Raw genomic sequence first — 19,826 nt, forward strand, 5'->3', positions numbered from 1 at the left:
CGAACATAGCTCTGAGTTGGGAATAAATTTAATCAGATTGGTATTATCACAGCACAAAACCAAAAGGCGTCAACTTTCACTGGCGACTATTCAGCAAAACTCTTACGATATAAAGTCGATGCTAGAGTTTGTGCCAAGTGAAATGCGTGAAGTGTATAAATTAGGTTATGGAAAAGCGATTAAAGGCTACGACTGGCAGACGGAGATTCTTTAGAATGAATATGATTTAAAAGTGGGTAAACCAATGAGTGAATAGTTGTTAACTCAAGCTAACATCTACTCACTCCACTGTTTATATCATCTAGAGCTTATAATTTATTACTTCATTAATAATAAAAAATTAAGCTTTACTCACCGTAAAGATACCAACGAGTTTCTGCAACTTACTGGCTGTTGAGTCAACCATTTTAGAGCTGTTGGTTAGCTCTTCAATATAGCTTGCCATATCACGAGTTACTGCAAAAACAGATTGGACTGTTTCTGCATTTCTCGCACTATTTTGTTCGATAATATTAATTGCTGTAAACATTTCTTCAACAATAGCGTGCAATTCTTGGTTTTCTGCTGATGCCGCTTCAGTAAGTTTTAAACTTTCATCCACATTTTCAACACCAGACTCCATAAAAGCTACCGCCTGCTTAGTTTCATCCTGCAAGCCGTGAATCATCACTTGAATGTCTTTTGCAGCTTCAGCTGTTCTGCCCGCTAAACCCCTTACTTCGTCAGCAACTACCGAGAACCCTCTACCGTGATCACCTGCTCTTGCCGCTTCAATAGCTGCATTTAAGGCTAATAGGTTTGTTTGATTAGTGATCTCTGTGATCACTGAAATAATATGACCAATATCATTCATTTTTGTATTAATTGATTGCACAGAGTTAGCCGTTGAAGAAACAATATCGCGAATAGCTTGCGTACCTTCTCTAGCACTTTTGTAATCATCTTGAGCTTTATTAACAACATGCGCCATTGTCTCTTTCATACTTTCAGCAGTATGCGAGGCTTGTAATATAACAACCCGTTGGTTCTCTATTAAAGTTTGCATATGCTCCATCGACTCTTGTACTTGCATGGAACTTTTAGCAACCGCATCATTTTTATTCAGCATCTCTTCGTTAGTCGTTTTAACATTACCAGAAGCGCGAATCACCTGCCCTACAATACCGTCTAAATTATCGATAAAACTATTAATCCAGCGACTCATGTCACCTGTTTCATCATGTTTAATATCGGCCGGTGCTAGTCGCTGAGTAAGGTTACCTTCACCTTCGGCAATGGTTCTTATTACCTGGGTCATATGGTTCAAACGATTAGATACTTTGTTAGTGCCAAACATTGAGAAAACATAACCGCTTAACAAAATAGAACCAAGCGTTACGCTATTTACAATTACATTAGAAAGATCAGTAAAGCTACTTAGGCCGCCATGAACACAAACAATAGCACTAACCATAATGAAGTATATGTTCATTAAGCTTAGGTTAATAGAACGGCGGCGATATACTTCTTCTAAGTCGCCTTCACACATCATTCCCCAAGTGTCTAATGAGCCAGGCATTTGAAATGTAACCCCTTTACCGATAACCGGAATATGTCGATAATCTGAATAACCTGGGTAACTAACAAACAGGTTCTGACCGTGCTTAATTGTTTCTCTAATTCCTGGATGAAGTTCATTGGTTGCGGGATCTGTAAAGCGAATTTCTAACTCGGTATGACGTTTAATTTTAACCACACCAAATCCAGTATTCACTCCCGACTTTAAATTTTCGCCGTGACTAAAAGTATTATCCTCAAAGCGAGATCGAGATAAAGCGACACCTTGTTGAATACTCGTATCAAATTTGGCATCAACCATAAACAGGTAATTATCACCTGATTCAGGATAAACATGTCCTGCTTCACGTTGAATTAAATCACCTAATACATCATTAGGTACGCGTGCCGCTAATATTGCCACAGTTTGACCATTTTGTATCAATGGCAAATAAAACATAATAGTGACTTCGTCGTGAAATTTTGATGACGATGGACCGATACTTAACGTCTCTTTATCAACATAAGGACCATGTAAAAAACGTGAGGATTGTGCTGTAGCAATTGCTTTGGCTTGCTCATGACGCTTACCAACTCTTGAAGGATAACTACTTACAACAACTTTTGAGTTTTGATCTAAAATAAATATTTCAGAAAAATCACAGATTTCTTTATTCTTTTTTTGGAGTAATTGAATATTATTTTCAAGCTTGGTTAGGTCAATATCACTAGACAATAAACTTAGGTGGTCCCAATGAGTATCCGCCCACATTTGTAATAATTTAACGCGCGTATTAGCAACCCCTTCAAAAGTTTGCTCTACCGTAGAGTATGTACTTTTATTAACAAAACAACTAATACCCAATGCTAATTTACCATTACTACCAAACCAAGGTAACCATGATTTTTCTTTGTTAGATAACTTCATTTGTTGGCTTTTTAAATACATTTTTATCTCTTTAAATATTAAGTGGAGGACAACATTCGGTATAAATTTAGTATTACTCTAAATGTCTTGCAAGGACTCTAGAGCAAGAAGTATTAGTTTTTGTACACAGGGGGATGTTTTAGAAGTGTACAAGAAGAAAAACTAACTTATATCAGAACAACTCTACACTGTTACCATAAATAATGTACAGGTAAGCCCCTTTATAGGCAAGAGATTCAAAGGATAGATAAATATTTTTCATGTGTAAATATAGGGATTAAACAAGAAAAAATAGAGCAATATTCCTACACGCTAGATAAAATATAGTGTGGCTATTCACAACTGATTTTCAACTAAAAAATTAAATGAGCGTTTGTATAATGTATACGTAGCCAACAACTGAGTATAAAACCAACAGCTTTATTTAATTACTAACTAAACAAGGATCATGTTCATTTGATTCTTGCCATAGTTATTTCATCACCATTAATTAATTAGTTCGAAATGTTATTTATTTTTTTAATTCCTTTAATTCCTTTAATTCCTTTAATTCAACTTCAAGGAATTTAATTTTAGAAATTATTTTTATAATAGACAATAACTACAGTCAACTTAGACTATAAAATACCTACTGAGTTCTGTTATCGTTTCAACCCTAGATTTATCGAAAAACAGATACCTAACAGTTTGTTAAATATAGCGGTTATGCATGCGTCTATTAAATCAACCTGAGTCATGTGCATAAACATATTAATTAAAATCAAAGGGAATATTACATAACATATACAAGCTTAATTAATATAACCACTGATCTAATAAAAACAGCTCTTTAAAAGAGCCATTTTACTTTGTAACTATAAAGAATAGTATACGTTAGCAACAAGTACCTATGTTGTTTTAGGCTCACCTTCGTCTGTTAAGCCTTCTTCTTGACGAATATAACCAGCAGCTTCTTCATCTTCTTTAGATAAGTAACCATTAGTATTTACAGCTCTTGTTTGTTGATTTAGTTGATGAATTTGTGATGCATTACCTAAGTCTCTTTGGCTAGTAATTGAGGCTATAGACTCACGATCTTTTAAGAAAGATATAACATCGTTTTTAATAGCAGTTAATTGTCCTTCATCTTTATGCATTTCTAAAATATGGCGAGGGTGTTCAAGGTTTTTTAACCCTGTTGCTGCAAATGTCGTTGAAACAATTTTAGAAACAATTACCCAAGGCGTAATACTACTGCGTATCAATGTGTTTTCCGAACGAGTACTATCATGTATACCTGTACCTGTTGATATTTTAGATTCCGTAAATGTACCTTCACACTTAAAGTACACCAGTAATGATTCAAATTGAATTTCAGCAAAAAACAAATGCGCTGATGTTGTCATTATTTGACCAAAAGATTTTATCAAATAACCGATCAATAATAGATGGCTAGCGCCCACAATTAAATCCGAGAATTGCATATAGTTATCTAAATTAAAAAACTCTTCCACATTAGAAATATTACTCATAGACACTAACGTGTATATATCAATAATGTGATAAGCCAATATAAAAGTAAAAATAGAACTAATTAAGTAAAAAGCATTACCGGTAATCAATGAGGCTAAACGAACTTTATTAAATAGTTTACCTAAATTCATTAACTTAACCTGAGGTTGAACTTCCTGGATCATCTGTCCAACAAAGCCACCTTTACCGTCAGCTTGCTCATTTAATTGCGGATCAAGCTCTAGGTATACTCGATTAGGTACTTCTTTATAACGGCGGTTAGCCATCACAAGGTTATCTAAGTTGATGAATATTTCATTCGGGTGAACAGACTCTTGCCAATTTTCACGTAACTCCGACACTTCTGTTATCGGGTTAACAATTGATAAACGTTGCTTTAATAAAATAAAAGCCATAGCACTTACGATTACGGCAATGATCATAATACCAAACAAATACAAGCCAACATGCAAACTAGGCAGTTGGCTGATAAACTGCTCAATTTCAGCTTTAGATGTCGCACTAGTTGACATCAAATAAGATAAAAGAACCCCAATAGCAACAGGCAAAATAATTGATAATGATATTATTTTAACAAGCGTTATACCGCCTAATGGTTCGATATTTTTTTCTGCTGATCTAGCAACGGGTTTACCTGCATTACGCCATGTTAATAACAAATAAAGCATTAAAAAAGCAGAATAAAAAGGAAATGCTAACTCACCTGCATCGCCAGTAAAACCATTAAGCGAAACAAAAGCGACAAGTCCGTATGCGATCAATGAAATAATGGTACTTACCCAAGCACTAATAATACGCTGTGACATATTACGTATTGGGTAAGGTAAAAAGAGTAATTTGGGAATAAAACTATGAATTAAGCGAGCGATAAAGCCAACGGGCTCTACAAAAGTGGAATTTTTACGACCAACAAGCATTTCTTCTAATTGCTTTTTACTATAGCCTACGGTGTCTTTTTCTTCATTCGCTGTTGAGCTTTCTGACTTACTATAATTATAAGCTAACGAAGTAGGATGATTTCTCCCAACAAAATAACGTAATCTTGCATAAATACCCTTTGCAGCAGCACGTATGCCGGTAGCTAAAATAATGATGCCGAAAACCATTAAGATCCAGCCAGCTGTTGCGTTATCTTTAACAGTACCCGCTGCAGTTAACAGCAAATATATTCCTAAAGCACTTTGTACAACTCCACGTATAGCTGTAACTAAACCTTCCGCTTTAAACGGGTTTTTTAAACCTAAATCTATCGAGCCATGATCAAATGCCATATAAATTCCTTTTATCTCAAAGAGTAATTTTTAATAAATAAAATAATAGTATAAGGTTCTAAGGTATTTTGATAGTCATTATACTAAGAACTAGTGTTATGGAGCAGTTGTAATGCTAATTTTTGAAATACAATTAGAAGTAAAATATCGAAGAAATTTAACGAGTGAAGTGAAAATGGTGGGCCTTCGCAGACTTGAACTGCGGACCTGCCGATTATGAGTCGGATGCTCTAACCAACTGAGCTAAAGGCCCATTTTCACATTTTGGCCTGGGTTTTCAAATGCATTTTAGTTTGCTCAAAGAGCAGTAACTATCAAAGCGCGTGCAGTATAAGCATTTTTTATTTTGTTGTCACCTAATGAACTTTAAATATTTATGCTTTTTCGACTAACCGCTTATTTCTTAGTCAAAATGAGCTGATAGAGTCTAAAAACTAAAGGTTATGCCAGCATTTACTTCACTTTGAAACCACATATCATTCGAAATATATATCGCACAACTATCTATTTCACAAAAAATACGGCTATCTGAATTAAAAAAAGTGCTGTATATGCGGCTATCTATGCGTAGACTAATATGCTCACTTAAATCAAAACGGGTTGCTAGGCCAACATTCATTGAAAAACGTGTTTCATCATTAAGTGTTTTATCTTCTGGTGCAAAATAACTTAGACCGAAACCGCCGGTAACAAATACAGGTAAGAAACTATCTGATACTCTTATATTGCCCCCGATATGAGCATAGGATATACCTAACCCCGTTGCACTGATAGAGCTACTGTTTGGCTCAAAAAAGTTTGTATCGTAATGACTAATTAAAAACTCGCCCTGGCGTTCTCGATCAAAAGACCAAGCAGTTAATAAACCATAACTCGTATCATCAGTTAGTGATATTTGATGGTGAATCTTGTCTTGTGATGCATCAAAATCCCCACCAAAGCGATAGCCCATCATAGGTGTAATTTCTAGTGACTGTTTAGCAATAGCTGGTGCTGTAAAACTGAGTGCACAAGCAATAATTAACAAAACACGCATATCAATCTCCTGAATATACAATAATTATAAAATGGTAGCTACAAAATAAAAAGAGTAAGCTAGATAACTAACTTACTCTTTTTGTTGGTATTTAAAAATAGCTTTTTATACTATATTAATATTAATATTAATACGTTTATTTTTATTCGCCGTCTAAGAAGCTTTTAAGCTGCTCTGAACGAGATGGATGACGTAATTTACGTAATGCTTTCGCTTCAATTTGACGAATACGTTCACGTGTTACATCAAACTGCTTACCAACCTCTTCTAACGTGTGGTCGGTATTCATATCAATACCAAAACGCATTCTTAGTACTTTAGCTTCACGCGCGGTTAAACCAGCAAGTACTTCATGCGTTGCCCCTTTAAGATTTTCAGACGTTGCTGAATCAACAGGAAGTTCACCACTGCCATCTTCAATAAAGTCACCTAAGTGTGAATCTTCATCATCACCGATAGGAGTTTCCATTGAAATTGGCTCTTTCGCTATTTTCAATACTTTACGGATTTTATCTTCTGGCATTACCATGCGTTCTGCTAATTCTTCTGGCGTAGGTTCGCGTCCCATTTCTTGTAACATTTGGCGAGAAACACGGTTTAATTTGTTAATCGTTTCAATCATGTGCACAGGAATACGAATAGTGCGCGCTTGGTCTGCAATTGAACGAGTAATTGCTTGTCGGATCCACCATGTCGCATACGTTGAGAATTTATAACCACGACGGTATTCAAACTTATCAACCGCTTTCATCAAACCAATGTTACCTTCTTGAATTAAATCAAGGAACTGTAAACCACGGTTGGTGTATTTTTTAGCAATTGAGATAACTAAACGTAAGTTTGCCTCAACCATTTCTTTTTTAGCGCGACGAGCTTTAGCTTCACCAATAGACATACGACGGTTAATATCTTTAATACCGTGAATATTAAGATTAGCTTCTTCTTCTATTTGGTTTAGCTTGTAGATATTACGTTCAACATCTAGCTCTACGTCAGCAAGTCTTGCTGAATACGGATGACCCGCAGCTTTTTCAGCTTCAAACCATTCTTTAGATGTTTCATTACCTGGGAATATTTTGATAAAGGTAGTTTTAGGCATACCTGCACCAACAACACAGTGCTTCATGATCAAACGTTCTTGAACACGTAGTCTGTCCATCATGCCACGCATGTTTTTAACTAACTTATCAAATAACTTAGGTATTAAACGAAACTCTTTAAATACATCGGCAACAGCATCAATTGCGGCTTGTGCATCTTTATGACCACGGCCTTTTTTATTGATGATTTTAGTCGCGTTTTCATGTACTTCACGTAATAAAGTGAATTTTTCACGGGCTAATTCAGGATCAGGACCAGTATCTTCTTCTTCCTCGTCTTCATCAGCTGCATCATCTGCATCATCATCTTTGTCTTCACTGTCTTCATCTTCCAGATCATCTTTAGATAATTCACTACCTACGTGCGTTGCCGCAGCAGGTACATCTTCATCTTCAGCATCTGGATCTAAAAAGCCTGTAATGATATCAGTTAAGCGAACTTCTTCCGCTTCAAAGTTATCCCACATTTCTAATAAGTAGTTAATTGCCGGAGGGTATTCAGAAACACTACGCTGTACTTCTTTAATACCTTCTTCGATACGTTTAGCAATGACGATTTCGCCTTTGCGCGTAAGAAGTTCAACCGTACCCATTTCACGCATATACATACGAACGGGATCAGTTGTGCGACCAATTTCACTTTCTACTGTGGCTAATGCTTGCGCTGCAGCTTCGGCGGCATCTTCATCAGTATTACCTTCGCTCATCATCAAGGTATCTTGATCTGGTGCGTTTTCAAATACTTGAATACCCATATCGTTGATCATACTAACGATATCTTCAACTTGGTCAGAATCGATAATATCTTGTGGAAGATGATCGTTCACTTGAGCAAATGTTAAATAACCTTGTTCTTTACCTTTGGTTATCAACTCTTTAAGTCTAGATTTAGGGGCTTGTTCCATTGACGAGTGTCCACCTGTGTTATAAAAATATGGAATATAAATATGCACTGAGTGCAGTAGTTAAAGCGACTAAAAGACGCAATAAAGCGGGAAATTATAGCGAATTTTTCGCTTGGTTACCAGCTAATATACATCCTTAATCATTTAATAGCATTCACGCTATTTTCATAACGTCAATTTAAATTAGCGTAGCTAAAACAAAAAATTAAGCATTGAGTATTGCTTGTAACTCTTGTTTTTCTTCCACTGTCATTTGTCCCGCACGTGCTTTTTGTAATAATACTTCAGCTCGTTGCTCAACAAAATTGTTCAATAATTTTTCTATGCTATCAAGAAAAACATCGGTTGCTGCTTCAGCTTCTACGTGATGTTGCCAACACATTAGTTTTGATAATTGCGAGCCTTGCTCGGTATCTCGAAAATATTCGAGTAATTGCGCTGATTTAATATCTGGGTTTTGTTGGCATACCGCAAGTACTTGCATGAGTAGAGGTATCCCTGGCGCCGTTAGTGCTTGCAAAACATTAATATTATCTAAGCTATTTGCTATATGGGGATGCTCTAACAATAATGCAAGCGCTAATCTAACGGGAGTTACTTTTGTTTGTCGTTGCGCTGCTTTTTTAGCGGGAGATCCTTGTATATTTTTAGTAAATTTAGCGAGAAATTGTTCACTGCCGGTTCCAAAATTATTGGCTATTTCATTGAGCATAGCGTCTTTTAAAATACTATCAGGCAGTTTAGCTAAATAGGGCTGAAATGATTCAACTAGCGCGGCTCTTCCTTCTAACGAGCTGGTATCAACTTTTTGCATAAGTTGCTCAAATAAGAATTTAGACAATGGCATAGCATTATCGATAATAGCTTCAAATGCAGCTTGGCCTTGGGTTCTAATTAACGAATCAGGATCTTCACCATCGGGTACAAAAACAAATTTTAATGAAAAACCATCACGGATAAGCGGCAGTGCATTTTCCATAGCGCGCCATGCGGCATCTCGTCCTGCTCTATCGCCGTCGTAGCAACAAATAACCTCAGGAACAGTTCTAAATAAGGTTTGTAATTGTTCAAAAGTCGTTGCTGTGCCAAGAGAAGCAACAGCATAATCAACACCATGTTGCGCCAGAGCAACAACATCCATATAGCCTTCAACGACCACTAAACGTGCTAATTTTTTATTCGCTTGCTTGGCTTCATGTAAACCGTAAAGCTCTTGACCTTTATGGTAAATACGGGTTTCTGGTGAGTTTAAATATTTAGGTTTAGCATCACCTAATACACGCCCACCAAAGCCAATAACACGGCCACGTTTATCGCTAATAGGAAACATTATCCGTCCGCGAAAACGATCATAAGGGCGCTTTTTATCACCCGCAATGGCCATACCTAAATCAATTAATTGTTGGTTAGCACGTCCATTATTTGAAAAGGTATTCATCATACCGTCCCATTCATCGCTGATATAACCAATACCAAAACGTTTAACGACCTCACCACTTAAACCGCGACCTTTAAGGTATTCGATGGCTGTACCTTTGTCTTTAGCGACTTTCAATTGTTGTTGAAAAAATCGGCTTATTTGCCCCATCAATTCGTAATCATCTTGTTTTTGTTGGTAAACTTGCTGTTGCTTACGCTGCTCTTCTGGGCTTGCTGTGCTCTCTTCACGCACAACTTCCATACCGCAGTGCGAGGCAAGCTCTTCAACCGCATCAACAAAGTCAAGCCGGTCAAATTCCATCAAAAACGAAATAGCATTACCGTGTTCGCCACAGCCGAAACAGTGATAAAATTGTTTGTCTTGACTTACTGTAAAAGAAGGGGATTTTTCATTATGAAAAGGACAGCAGGCTTGATAATTTTTACCAGCCTTTTTTAAGGGCACTCGGCTATCAACAAGTTCGACAATATCTGTCCTGCTGAGTAAGTCATCAATAAATTGTCGAGAAATGCGTCCGGCCATAAGATTTAATAAGTCATTTAAAAAGAGAAATACAACGGGTTATTCTACACAATACACGAAGAGAAGTGATGGTATTTTTAAGCTTAAATATAAATTATTATCTCAATTAGTTTAACCAGTGAGTTATAGATACAAAAAATATTTATACCACTAACATATTTAAAAAAGACATAAAAAAACCGTAACAGCTAATGCTATTACGGTTTTAAAGTATTATTTATAATGAATATAAATTAATTATAAGTTTTGCAAACCAGCTCTTACTTGGCCACTTACAGCGCCCATGTCAGCCTTGCCTTGCATAACAGGTTTTAATATTGCCATTACTTTACCCATGTCAGCCATTGAAGCTGCACCAGAATTAGTAATTGCATTACCTATTAATACTTGAATTTCTTCTGCAGTAAGCGGTTGCGGCATGAAAAAATTTAAAGCAACAACTTCTGCTGCTTCTTTTTCTGCTAACTCATCACGACCACCTTCTTGAAACATCTTGATTGATTCTTTGCGTTGCTTAACCATTTTGGTTAATAACGCAATAATATTCTCATCAGTTGCTTCGATGTTGTGATCAATTTCTGCTTGCTTAACAGCTGAAATTGCCATGCGTATAACACCAAGACGTAATTTGTCTTTGGCGCGCATAGCAACTTTCATTTCATCTTTGAGTTGTATTAGAAGTGACATTTTCTCTCCATAATAAGCAATCTCTTAGAGGATAGTTTAACTAAGATAATTCTTAGTACATGCGAACGCGACGAGCGTTCTCACGAGAAACTTTTTTCGCTGCACGTTTAACAGCAGCTGCTTTTTTACGTTTACGTTCCCAAGTTGGTTTTTCATAACATTCGCGACGACGAACTTCTGAAAGGATTCCTGCTTTTTCACATGAACGTTTGAAACGACGTAATGCAACGTCAAATGGTTCGTTTTCTCTTACTTTAATTACTGGCATGTACTTTATTACCTTAGGTATCTATATAATTGGTGACTGATTTCGGCTAAATGCACGTTATTTGTGCTATTGACCTCATCTTACACCCGCTCTATTAAAAATGGGTGCCGTATTCTACTGTCAAGCACATAGTAAAGTAAAGATTAATTTAACAACACAAGGTAAATGAATGTATTTATGCACTGGTGCGTACCTAATAAACACGGTAAAATCGGCAAATTCATGCTTATTAGCCCTTATTTAAAAATATTGTTTAGCCATTAGCTAATTAAGCATTAAAGGTAAGCACAAAAATAATTCTACTTTATTGAGACTAACTATATGCGTATTTTAGGTATTGAAACTTCTTGTGATGAAACAGGTATTGCCATTTATGATGATGGTAATGGCGATCGCCCTGAAGGCATACTTGCGCATAGATTATATAGTCAAATTGCTGTGCATGCTGATTACGGTGGCGTTGTACCTGAGCTTGCTTCGCGTGATCATGTGCGTAAAACCATACCACTTATTAAAGAAGTATTAGCTGATGCTAATCTTACTCCACAGGACTTAGATGGTGTTGCTTATACTGCCGGCCCTGGTTTAGTAGGCGCGCTTTTAGTTGGATGTTCAATTGGCAGAAGTTTAGCTTACGGCTGGGAATTACCTGCTGTACCGGTTCATCACATGGAAGGTCACTTGTTAGCACCTATGCTAGAAGATGATGTACCTGAATTTCCTTTTATTGCCTTATTAGTATCTGGCGGACACACTATGCTAGTGCGAGTTGATGCCATTGGTGAATATAAATTATTAGGTGAGTCGGTTGATGATGCCGCAGGTGAAGCTTTTGATAAAACAGCTAAATTATTGGGCTTAGATTACCCTGGCGGTCCGGCGCTTTCTAAGATGGCAGAGTCTGGTATTACTGGTCGCTTTAAGTTACCTCGCCCAATGACCGACAGACCTGGTTTAGATTTTAGCTTTAGTGGTTTAAAAACTGCGGCGGGTACTTTAGTGCGTAAAGAGTGTGCTAATTTAACGGCTGAAGAATTAGCACAAACTCATGCGGATATTGCCAATGCCTTTCAACAAGCCGTTGTTGATACATTAGCAATAAAATGTAAACGCGCTTTACAGCAAGAAAACTTAAGCAGATTAGTGATAGCGGGTGGCGTTAGTGCCAATACATCCCTACGTGAAAAACTAGCTGTTACTACCAAAAAACTTGGCGGCAGCGTATTTTATCCACGCCCTGAGTTTTGTACGGATAATGGTGCAATGATAGCTTATGCGGGCTTACAACGGTTAAAGGCTGGGACGAATGCTGATTTAACTTTTAAAGCGAATCCTCGTTGGGCATTAGATTCATTACCCTCAGTAAATTTATAATTCCTGGCGTAACAACTACATTTTTCGTGTTATTTTATTTTCAGTACCCGTAAGTAACCGTTTAATGTTTTCTCGATGGCGAAAAACAATCAAAGCGCTCAACATTAACGTAGGATAGACATACAGCGGCTTTAAAAAATATACGTAAAGAGGGGCAATAGAGACAGTTACAATAGCCGCTAAACTGGAATACTTACTTATTTTAGCAACAATGACCCAAGTAATAACTAATAAACCGCCTAAAGTTAAACCAATAGGCAGTAAAGTGCCTAATGCGGTTGCTACAGCTTTACCACCTTTAAAATCAAAAAATATTGGGTACATATGTCCTAAACAAGCAGCTACACCAATAAAACCTAGATATAACGCATTAATATCTAAAAAGTATGCTCCCCATACAGGAATAGTCCCCTTTAGAATATCAAGAAATAAAACGGTAGCAGCGGTAAGGATATTACTCATACGTAACACATTGGTTGCGCCAGGGTTTTTTGACCCTGTCGTTCTAGGATCAGGTAAACCTAATAGCTTACAAACTAATATTGCACTTGAGATTGAGCCAATTAAGTAGGCCACAATAATCATAGTGAAAGTAAGTAGTAACATCTATTTGCCAATTCCATTTCTTTAAATAAAGGGGTGAATAAACTGATTTAAGTTAAAACTAGCAGTAATAAATCACCATTAAATCTAATACCAGAAGGTAATTTATATTCTATTTTCATCTCTGCTAGTTTTTATATAACTTCGCAGGTAAAATCTGCAGTGTATTTTGTAACAATTGTAGCGCGACTGCAATACTTCTTCCTGCTATTACATTATCAGCGCTAATCTAAGGCGCATGTAAGATTAGGATTAATGTAGCCGTTTTTCGCAAACATAAATAGGTAAATCATGGATAAAGTATTTATAAAAGGGTTAAGCATTCAAACCACGATTGGTTTTTTTCAGTGGGAAAAAGAAATAAAACAAACCTTAGTTATAGATGTTGCCATGGGCTGGAATACAGCGAATGCCGCTAAAAATGACGAATTAGCTAAAACATTAGACTATGCTGATATTTCTGTGGCAATTGAGCGTTTTGCCAATGATAACCCTGTTGATTTAATTGAAACGCTAGCTGAACGTTTAGCGACTTTTTTAATGACGCAATATCATATTCCGTGGTTAAAACTTAGTGTTGGTAAACCTGGTGCGGTACACAACGCACAAACCGTTGGCGTAGAAATAGAACGTGGCAGTCAAGAGTCATCACTTTAATGGCACAAATTTATATTTCTTTAGGTAGCAATATCAAGCGTGATTACCATGTTAAGCAAGGCTTACTCGCTTTAGCAGAAGCTTTCAACTTACCTTTTGGACAATTAACACTGTCTTCATTATTTGAAAGTGAGCCTATAGGCTTTAAAGGTGCTGCTTTTTATAATATGGTAATAGGTATTAATTGTTCACACAGTGTTGATGAAGTAGCTGCTATATTACGTACTATTGAGTTTGCTTATGGACGAGAGCAAAATGCTAAAAAGTTTAGCCCGCGCAGTTTAGATTTAGATTTACTACTATATGATAATTTAATTATTGATTTACCTGCACAATTGCCTCGTCATGAAATAATAACCAATGCTTTTGTGTTATGGCCGCTAAGCGAAATAGCGGCAGAGCTTGAACACCCTGTTGTAAAAAAAACCTATCAAGAATTATGGCAAGATTATGATAAATCTAGCCAGAAAATAAGTATTGTTGCTAATTGCTGGTAACAACTTACTTATTAACCATCAAATATTTACAACTTAAAGTTAAAGGACAACGAACCACTCATGAGTACTTTCGAAATAATTATTCTTGCCCTGTTGCAAGGTTTAACCGAGTTTTTACCTATTTCAAGCTCTGCGCATTTAATATTACCTTCACAAATTTTAGGGTGGCACGATCAGGGGTTAGCGTTTGATGTTGCCGTACATGTAGGTACTTTACTTGCGGTTGTTATGTATTTTCGTAAAGAAGTTGGCGGCATGGCTGTTGCCTGGTTAGGTACTGTAGGCATGGGGCCAGAAAAAGATAAAGCCAGTTTTGACGGCAAACTAGCATGGTGGATTTTACTAGCCACCATCCCCGCTGGTTTATTTGGTTTATTAGGTAAAGACTTAATTGAAGAGCATTTACGATCTGCCTTAGTTATCGCCTTAACTACTTTATTATTTGGTTTTCTGTTAGGTTTTGCTGATGTTAAAGCTGGACATAGAAAAAATCATAAGCCGATGGAAAAATTAGGTTTAAAAGGGGCAATGTTAATTGGTTTAGCACAAGCAATAGCGTTAATTCCTGGCACCTCTCGCTCAGGTATCACCATGACAATAGGTTTAATGTTAGGGCTAAGTCGTGATAACGCTGCGCGTTTTTCTTTCTTACTTTCTATCCCTGCTATCGCTATGGCAGGCAGTTATTTAACCTTAAAACTAGTATTAGCCAGTGAAGCTGTTGATTGGTTTGCAATGGGGTTAGGCAGTATTGTTGCTTTTGTTAGTGCTTATGCTTGTATACATTACTTTCTAATATTATTAGAAAAATTAGGCATGATGCCATTTGTTATTTATCGTTTAATTTTAGGCTTTGGTTTACTGTGGTTTATCCTAGCCACGCAATCATAATCACTAACCAATAGCGCTTACTGTAATACAAACCCGACAATTGATTACCTAGATTTTTAACCTATTAATAGATTTGAGAAAAAGTATATGACTGCCATCACCGTAGAAAACTTTCAGCAAGTTGTTGTTGAACAATCAAAGCAAAAGTTAGTACTTGTCAGCTTTTGGGCAGAGCAAGTCCCTGAGAGTGTTGTTTTACGCGACAAACTTGCCGCTAAACTTTCAGGTTTAGAAGAGTATATGGCATTAGTGACTCTTGATTGTCAAAGCCAAGCACAAATCGCCCAACAGTTTGGTATTCAAGGGTTGCCTACCGTTATATTATTAAAAGACGCACAACCACTTGATGGTTTTTCAGGACCTCAAGACGATGCAAATGTTGCCGCCTTTTTAGATAAACATTTACCACAACCACAAGATATTTTATTAGGACAAGCAAGAATAGCACTCGCTGAAAATCAATTAATTGAAGCTCAAAACGCTATAGTTCAAGCCTACCAACTTGACGATAAGCGTGCCGACATTAAATTAGTATTCAGTGACGTATTGTTACAGCTTGGTAAAACAAGTGATGCAAAAACTTTGTTGGCAACTATCACTATGGTTGATCAAGACAGTGATTATCATGCATTAATGGCAAAACTTGAATTAGCTGAAGCCGCTGAAAATTCACCTGAAATTCAAGCCTTAGAAGCTCAATTAAAAGCAGCGCCGGCAGACATTAATATTAATCAGCAACTTGCCGCGCAATATAGTCAAGTTAATCGTCACGAAGAAGCACTAAAAATATTATTTCGTTTAGTACAAGCTTGCGATGAAGCCACCAAAGATAAAAGCAAAGAGTTATTTATTGATGTGTTGAAGTCGTTACCTGAAGGCGATCCTCTTGCCGCTAAGTTCAGAAGAAAGCTTTATACGCTGATGTATTAATTGATTGATCATTAATTAGCAATTAAAATTAAACGCATAACGATAAAAGCCCGCGCCATAACCTATGAAGCGGGCTTTTTTGTAACTAGCTTAACTAGCTTAACTAGCTTAACTAGCTTAATAGTTGAAGTAGTAAACCAGTTGCTAACTAACCATTAGCTTACGGAAGATGCTCACTCGCTAAGTAATCATGTGATTGCATTTCTTGTAAGCGACTTAAACAGCGCTTAAATTCAAAAGCTAATCGACCACCACTATATAAGTCTTCTAATGGTTTTTCTGCCGACATTATTAGTTTTACATTGCGCTCATAAAACTCATCAACTAACGCAATAAAACGACGTGTTGTATCGTCACTATCTGGGCCCATTTCTTTAACGTTCCCCATTAATACCGTGTGATAAAGCTGGCTAATTTCCATATAGTCGCTTTGACTTCGAGCGCTTTCACACAATACTGAAAAGTCAAAATAGACAACACCATCACTGACTAATTCAGTTAATAATTGTCTATGATTAATTTCAATAGACGCTCCAGACTTTCCTTCATCTGTAGAAAGCTGTTTAAAGTAATGTTTTAAATTTTCTTCCGCTTGCGCATCAAGCGGGTGATGAAATATCTCTGCCTGCTCTAGTGTTCTTAAGCGGTAATCAACACCACTATCAACATTCACTATTTCCGTACATTCATTAATAAGCTTAATAGCAGGTAGAAAACGTTCGCGTTGTAAACCGTTTCGATATAGTTCATCAGGAATAATGTTTGATGTAGCAACTAAGGTAACATTATGGGCAAATAATTCTTCAAATAAGGTTCCTAAAATCATCGCATCGGTGATATCAGAAACAAAAAACTCATCAAAGCAAATAATTTGCGTTTCTTGTGCAAATTTCTTAGCAATAATTTTCAGAGGATCCGATTGCCCTGTTAAGCCTTTTAATTCTTGATGAACGCGATGCATAAAGCGATGAAAATGCACTCGCATTTTATTTTCAAATGGCAAGCTATCAAAAAAGGTATCAACTAAATAAGTTTTACCACGCCCTACTCCGCCCCAAAAATAAAGCCCTTTAACGGGTGTTGCTTGCTTGTTATTAAACAAACCATTAAGCATTTTTTTAAAACCAGAAGCAGCTTTAGGCTGATTTATTAGATCATCATATAAACGTTGTAAATGAATCACAGCATTTTCTTGTGCCGCATCAAATAGAAAGTCATCACGGGTTAAATCTTGTTTATACTGTGCAAGAGGGGGAAGCTTAGTCATTGATAGCCTATGTTATTTGGATCATGTTTTTGAGTTAACATTCATTTGCAGTAATCATTCCCTGAAAATTGGATAAGCAGTACACTGATTATATATATTACCTTTGAATAATCGCGCTTTTTACAAAGATATTTTTACTTAGCAAATTGTTTTGATGGTAGTATAATCTATATAGACATCAGATTTAATTTCTAATTACATACTCATCGCAATAGTCATTATAAAATAAGGTACACACCATGAATGTAGCAATAGCCCTAATCATTTTTATTATCGGTGGAATTGGTGGTTTTTTGGCAACTCGCCTTTTATCTAGCAGCAGTAAAGAGCAACGTAAATTGTCAGAACAAGCCAATAAAAGTGAAGCCGCATTAGATCAGTATAAACTTGATGTTGCCGAGCATTTAGCAAATTCTGCAGCATTACTCGAGCAAATGAATAAAACTTGCCAAACTGCAATGAAACAAATGCAAGAAAGCACTTTATTACTACAAAAAGCCACCATAGAAGAAGTAGAAAGTATGCCTTTCTTCTCAGCTGAAACACATCAACAACTTGAACAAACAGCAGCCCTACGCGCTAAAGATAGAACGAGTCAAGTAATAGAAACGACAGAAGCACCACTTGATTATTCAAATAACCCGAGTGGCTTATTTGTTGATCAGAAACAATCAGTTACATCTGCAAGTTAGTTTTAACAGGCGAGTACTGAACTAAAATTTTTTTGTTCAGTCTATTTAAAAGTACCCTTTAAAAAGTTAATTAAGGCACCTATGTCTTAATTAACTTTTTTTTTTCAATATTGGAGACCTTTTAATTATGAGCTTACAAACTGATCTAACCATGAAAAAATCATCTAAATTTTACTCTGTTACTAAATCCTTTAAAACAGCCAAACTTTCCACTCTTATAAGTGCAGCAATACTGTCCACCACTCTGGCACTAACGAGCACTCCGGCATTAGCTAATTGGCCTTTTCAAGTTGATAATCAGGAAATGCCAAGTTTGGCGCCTATGCTTGAAAAAGTAACGCCAGCTGTGGTCAGTATCTCCGTAGTAGGTACACATAAAGCACCACAACAAAACATTCCCGAAGCGTTCAAATTCTTCTTTGGCAATAGAGGTCAAGGACAAGCACAAGAACGTCAATTTCGCGGCTTAGGATCTGGCGTTATTATTGATAGCGACAAAGGTTATATTGTTACCAACAATCATGTTATTGCCAATGCTGATGAAATTATGATCACTTTAAAAGATGGTCGTCAATTAGAAGCGAAAAAGTTAGGTAGCGATGCAAAAAGTGATATTGCACTATTACAAGTAGAGGCAAAAAATTTACACGAGATAAAACTAGCTGATTCAGATGGGTTGCGTGTTGGTGATTTTACCGTAGCCATTGGTAGTCCATTTGGTTTAGGACAAACAGTTACCTCTGGTATTGTCAGTGCTTTAGGCCGTAGTAATTTAAATATTGAACAATACGAAGACTTTATTCAAACCGATGCGGCAATTAACAGTGGTAACTCCGGTGGTGCTTTGGTTAACTTACGCGGTGAATTAATTGGTATTAATACCGCTATTATTGGCCCTAACGGTGGTAACGTAGGTATTGGTTTTGCGATACCAAGTAATATGATGAATAACCTTGTAAAACAGCTTATTGAATTTGGTGAAGTTCACCGCGGCGTACTTGGCGTATCAGGACGTAGTGTTAATAGCGAAATAGCTAAAGCAATGGAATTAGAAACCAGTCAAGGTAGCTTTATTGAACAGGTAATGCCTGACTCTGCTGCTGACGAAGCAGGGATTAAAGCTGGCGATGTTATTGTGGCGATGAACGGTAAAGCCATTAAGAGCTTTTTTGAGTTACGCGCAAAAATAGGCTCTATTGGTGCTAATCAAAAAGTAAAATTAACGATAATACGAGATGGTGATACAAAAGAATTCACCGTTAAATTAAAACAAGATCAAGGCGCGACTATTGCTGCTGCAAGTATTCATCCAATGCTTGATGGTGCTAAAATGACGAATGATAATAAGCAACAAGTGATTGTGGTTGAACAAGTTACAGATGGTTCTCCAGCACAAATGGCAGGTTTACATAAGGGTGATTTAATTACAGGTGTGAACAGAACACGTATTAAAGATCTTGCTCAGTTACGTGATTACTTAAAAGATAAAACAGGCGATGTGTTTGCATTAAATATTGTACGAGATAAAAACTCACAATATATAATGATCCGTTAATACCTATATTAATACCTATACATTAGGCGCTAAAGTTAAGTTTTTAGATAAAACAATAACCAACGTCTCAACACAGTAAAAAGTATTAAGCTGAACCTAGCGAACTGAGTAAATAATTACCAGTGCGCAGTGTTCAGCTTTTTTATGTTACACT

Annotated in this window: 17 protein-coding genes, 1 tRNA gene and 1 pseudogene; 9 read left to right on the forward strand and 10 right to left on the reverse strand. The window is 36.6% G+C overall.

Going from position 1 to position 19,826, the window contains the following annotated elements:
- Window positions 1–214: hypothetical protein (locus KO502_RS05265; protein ID WP_216021523.1), on the forward strand; the 214-nt coding region annotated here is incomplete at its 5' end.
- Window positions 215–340: 126 nt separating this feature from the next.
- Here the strand turns inward: KO502_RS05265 and KO502_RS05270 are convergent.
- Window positions 341–2,485, reverse strand: a complete 2,145-nt coding sequence (locus KO502_RS05270; protein ID WP_216021524.1) for a methyl-accepting chemotaxis protein — start codon at window positions 2,483–2,485, stop codon at window positions 341–343.
- Between the two features lie 612 nt (window positions 2,486–3,097).
- Here KO502_RS05270 and KO502_RS05275 point away from each other — a divergent pair.
- Window positions 3,098–3,196: pseudogene (locus KO502_RS05275) on the forward strand (IS1595 family transposase); the annotation flags it as partial.
- A gap of 155 nt (window positions 3,197–3,351) precedes the next feature.
- On the opposite strand, the gene KO502_RS05280 reads toward KO502_RS05275, so the two are convergent.
- The 7 genes from KO502_RS05280 to rpsU form a co-directional block, all read right to left on the reverse strand.
- Window positions 3,352–5,247, reverse strand: a complete 1,896-nt coding sequence (locus KO502_RS05280; protein WP_216021525.1) for a hypothetical protein — start codon at window positions 5,245–5,247, stop codon at window positions 3,352–3,354.
- Window positions 5,248–5,423: 176 nt separating this feature from the next.
- Window positions 5,424–5,500: transfer RNA gene (locus KO502_RS05285), tRNA-Ile, on the reverse strand.
- 174 nt (window positions 5,501–5,674) lie between these two features.
- Window positions 5,675–6,283 (reverse strand): outer membrane beta-barrel protein, encoded by a 609-nt coding sequence (locus KO502_RS05290; protein WP_216021526.1) that lies wholly within the window; start codon window positions 6,281–6,283, stop codon window positions 5,675–5,677.
- A 142-nt stretch (window positions 6,284–6,425) separates the two neighbouring features.
- Window positions 6,426–8,288 carry an RNA polymerase sigma factor RpoD gene (gene rpoD, locus KO502_RS05295; RefSeq protein WP_216021527.1) on the reverse strand — a complete coding sequence of 621 codons (1,863 nt, stop codon included), beginning with the start codon at window positions 8,286–8,288 and terminating at the stop codon, window positions 6,426–6,428.
- 205 nt (window positions 8,289–8,493) lie between these two features.
- Entirely contained in the window at window positions 8,494–10,251 is a 1,758-nt protein-coding gene (dnaG, locus tag KO502_RS05300; RefSeq protein ID WP_216021528.1) for a DNA primase, read from the reverse strand.
- A gap of 237 nt (window positions 10,252–10,488) precedes the next feature.
- The gene (locus KO502_RS05305; protein WP_216021529.1) at window positions 10,489–10,938 is read right to left on the reverse strand and encodes a GatB/YqeY domain-containing protein; all 450 of its coding nucleotides are present in this window, start codon (window positions 10,936–10,938) and stop codon (window positions 10,489–10,491) included.
- A gap of 52 nt (window positions 10,939–10,990) precedes the next feature.
- Window positions 10,991–11,206: a 30S ribosomal protein S21 gene (rpsU, locus tag KO502_RS05310; protein WP_076420232.1), complete on the reverse strand. Its 216-nt coding sequence runs from the start codon at window positions 11,204–11,206 to the stop codon at window positions 10,991–10,993.
- Window positions 11,207–11,527: 321 nt separating this feature from the next.
- Between rpsU and tsaD the strand changes: the two genes are divergently transcribed.
- Window positions 11,528–12,580 carry a tRNA (adenosine(37)-N6)-threonylcarbamoyltransferase complex transferase subunit TsaD gene (gene tsaD / locus KO502_RS05315; protein WP_216021530.1) on the forward strand — a complete coding sequence of 351 codons (1,053 nt, stop codon included), beginning with the start codon at window positions 11,528–11,530 and terminating at the stop codon, window positions 12,578–12,580.
- A 15-nt stretch (window positions 12,581–12,595) separates the two neighbouring features.
- Here tsaD and plsY read toward each other — a convergent pair whose 3' ends face one another.
- Window positions 12,596–13,186, reverse strand: a complete 591-nt coding sequence (plsY, locus tag KO502_RS05320) for a glycerol-3-phosphate 1-O-acyltransferase PlsY (protein WP_216021531.1) — start codon at window positions 13,184–13,186, stop codon at window positions 12,596–12,598.
- 288 nt (window positions 13,187–13,474) lie between these two features.
- On the opposite strand from plsY, the gene folB reads away from it, so the two are divergent.
- From folB to KO502_RS05340, 4 genes are all read left to right on the forward strand, one after another.
- Complete coding sequence (gene folB / locus KO502_RS05325) at window positions 13,475–13,840, forward strand: dihydroneopterin aldolase (protein WP_216021532.1); 366 nt, start codon at window positions 13,475–13,477, stop codon at window positions 13,838–13,840.
- Window positions 13,840–14,337, forward strand: a complete 498-nt coding sequence (gene folK / locus KO502_RS05330) for a 2-amino-4-hydroxy-6-hydroxymethyldihydropteridine diphosphokinase (protein ID WP_216021533.1) — start codon at window positions 13,840–13,842, stop codon at window positions 14,335–14,337. Before folB ends, folK begins: the two co-directional genes overlap by 1 nt.
- 60 nt (window positions 14,338–14,397) lie before the next feature.
- Window positions 14,398–15,228 carry an undecaprenyl-diphosphate phosphatase gene (locus KO502_RS05335; RefSeq protein ID WP_216021534.1) on the forward strand — a complete coding sequence of 277 codons (831 nt, stop codon included), beginning with the start codon at window positions 14,398–14,400 and terminating at the stop codon, window positions 15,226–15,228.
- Between the two features lie 87 nt (window positions 15,229–15,315).
- Window positions 15,316–16,158 (forward strand): tetratricopeptide repeat protein, encoded by an 843-nt coding sequence (locus KO502_RS05340; protein ID WP_216021535.1) that lies wholly within the window; start codon window positions 15,316–15,318, stop codon window positions 16,156–16,158.
- Between the two features lie 160 nt (window positions 16,159–16,318).
- Here KO502_RS05340 and zapE read toward each other — a convergent pair whose 3' ends face one another.
- Window positions 16,319–17,425, reverse strand: a complete 1,107-nt coding sequence (gene zapE, locus KO502_RS05345; protein WP_216021536.1) for a cell division protein ZapE — start codon at window positions 17,423–17,425, stop codon at window positions 16,319–16,321.
- Between the two features lie 239 nt (window positions 17,426–17,664).
- Between zapE and KO502_RS05350 the strand changes: the two genes are divergently transcribed.
- Together KO502_RS05350 and KO502_RS05355 are read left to right on the forward strand one after the other, a co-directional pair.
- Complete coding sequence (locus KO502_RS05350) at window positions 17,665–18,117, forward strand: DUF1043 family protein (RefSeq protein ID WP_216021537.1); 453 nt, start codon at window positions 17,665–17,667, stop codon at window positions 18,115–18,117.
- A gap of 151 nt (window positions 18,118–18,268) precedes the next feature.
- Window positions 18,269–19,672, forward strand: a complete 1,404-nt coding sequence (locus tag KO502_RS05355) for a Do family serine endopeptidase (RefSeq protein ID WP_216021575.1) — start codon at window positions 18,269–18,271, stop codon at window positions 19,670–19,672.
- Window positions 19,673–19,826: the final 154 nt, after the last annotated feature.

Source organism: Colwellia sp. E2M01, assembly GCF_018860585.1.
Lineage (GTDB): Bacteria > Pseudomonadota > Gammaproteobacteria > Enterobacterales > Alteromonadaceae > Colwellia.

Bases quoted from the DNA above. Each gene is read 5' to 3' on its own strand.
- KO502_RS05290 (WP_216021526.1), bottom strand. From the start codon at position 6,283: ATGCGTGTTTTGTTAATTATTGCTTGTGCACTCAGTTTTACAGCACCA.
- KO502_RS05305 (WP_216021529.1), bottom strand. From the start codon at position 10,938: ATGTCACTTCTAATACAACTCAAAGATGAAATGAAAGTTGCTATGCGC.
- plsY (WP_216021531.1), bottom strand. From the start codon at position 13,186: ATGTTACTACTTACTTTCACTATGATTATTGTGGCCTACTTAATTGGC.
- folB (WP_216021532.1), top strand. From the start codon at position 13,475: ATGGATAAAGTATTTATAAAAGGGTTAAGCATTCAAACCACGATTGGT.
- KO502_RS05340 (WP_216021535.1), top strand. From the start codon at position 15,316: ATGACTGCCATCACCGTAGAAAACTTTCAGCAAGTTGTTGTTGAACAA.
- KO502_RS05280 (WP_216021525.1), bottom strand. From the start codon at position 5,247: ATGGCATTTGATCATGGCTCGATAGATTTAGGTTTAAAAAACCCGTTT.
- rpoD (WP_216021527.1), bottom strand. From the start codon at position 8,288: ATGGAACAAGCCCCTAAATCTAGACTTAAAGAGTTGATAACCAAAGGT.
- rpsU (WP_076420232.1), bottom strand. From the start codon at position 11,206: ATGCCAGTAATTAAAGTAAGAGAAAACGAACCATTTGACGTTGCATTA.
- KO502_RS05335 (WP_216021534.1), top strand. From the start codon at position 14,398: ATGAGTACTTTCGAAATAATTATTCTTGCCCTGTTGCAAGGTTTAACC.
- tsaD (WP_216021530.1), top strand. From the start codon at position 11,528: ATGCGTATTTTAGGTATTGAAACTTCTTGTGATGAAACAGGTATTGCC.
- zapE (WP_216021536.1), bottom strand. From the start codon at position 17,425: ATGACTAAGCTTCCCCCTCTTGCACAGTATAAACAAGATTTAACCCGT.
- KO502_RS05270 (WP_216021524.1), bottom strand. From the start codon at position 2,485: ATGTATTTAAAAAGCCAACAAATGAAGTTATCTAACAAAGAAAAATCA.
- KO502_RS05350 (WP_216021537.1), top strand. From the start codon at position 17,665: ATGAATGTAGCAATAGCCCTAATCATTTTTATTATCGGTGGAATTGGT.
- dnaG (WP_216021528.1), bottom strand. From the start codon at position 10,251: ATGGCCGGACGCATTTCTCGACAATTTATTGATGACTTACTCAGCAGG.
- folK (WP_216021533.1), top strand. From the start codon at position 13,840: ATGGCACAAATTTATATTTCTTTAGGTAGCAATATCAAGCGTGATTAC.
- KO502_RS05355 (WP_216021575.1), top strand. From the start codon at position 18,269: ATGAAAAAATCATCTAAATTTTACTCTGTTACTAAATCCTTTAAAACA.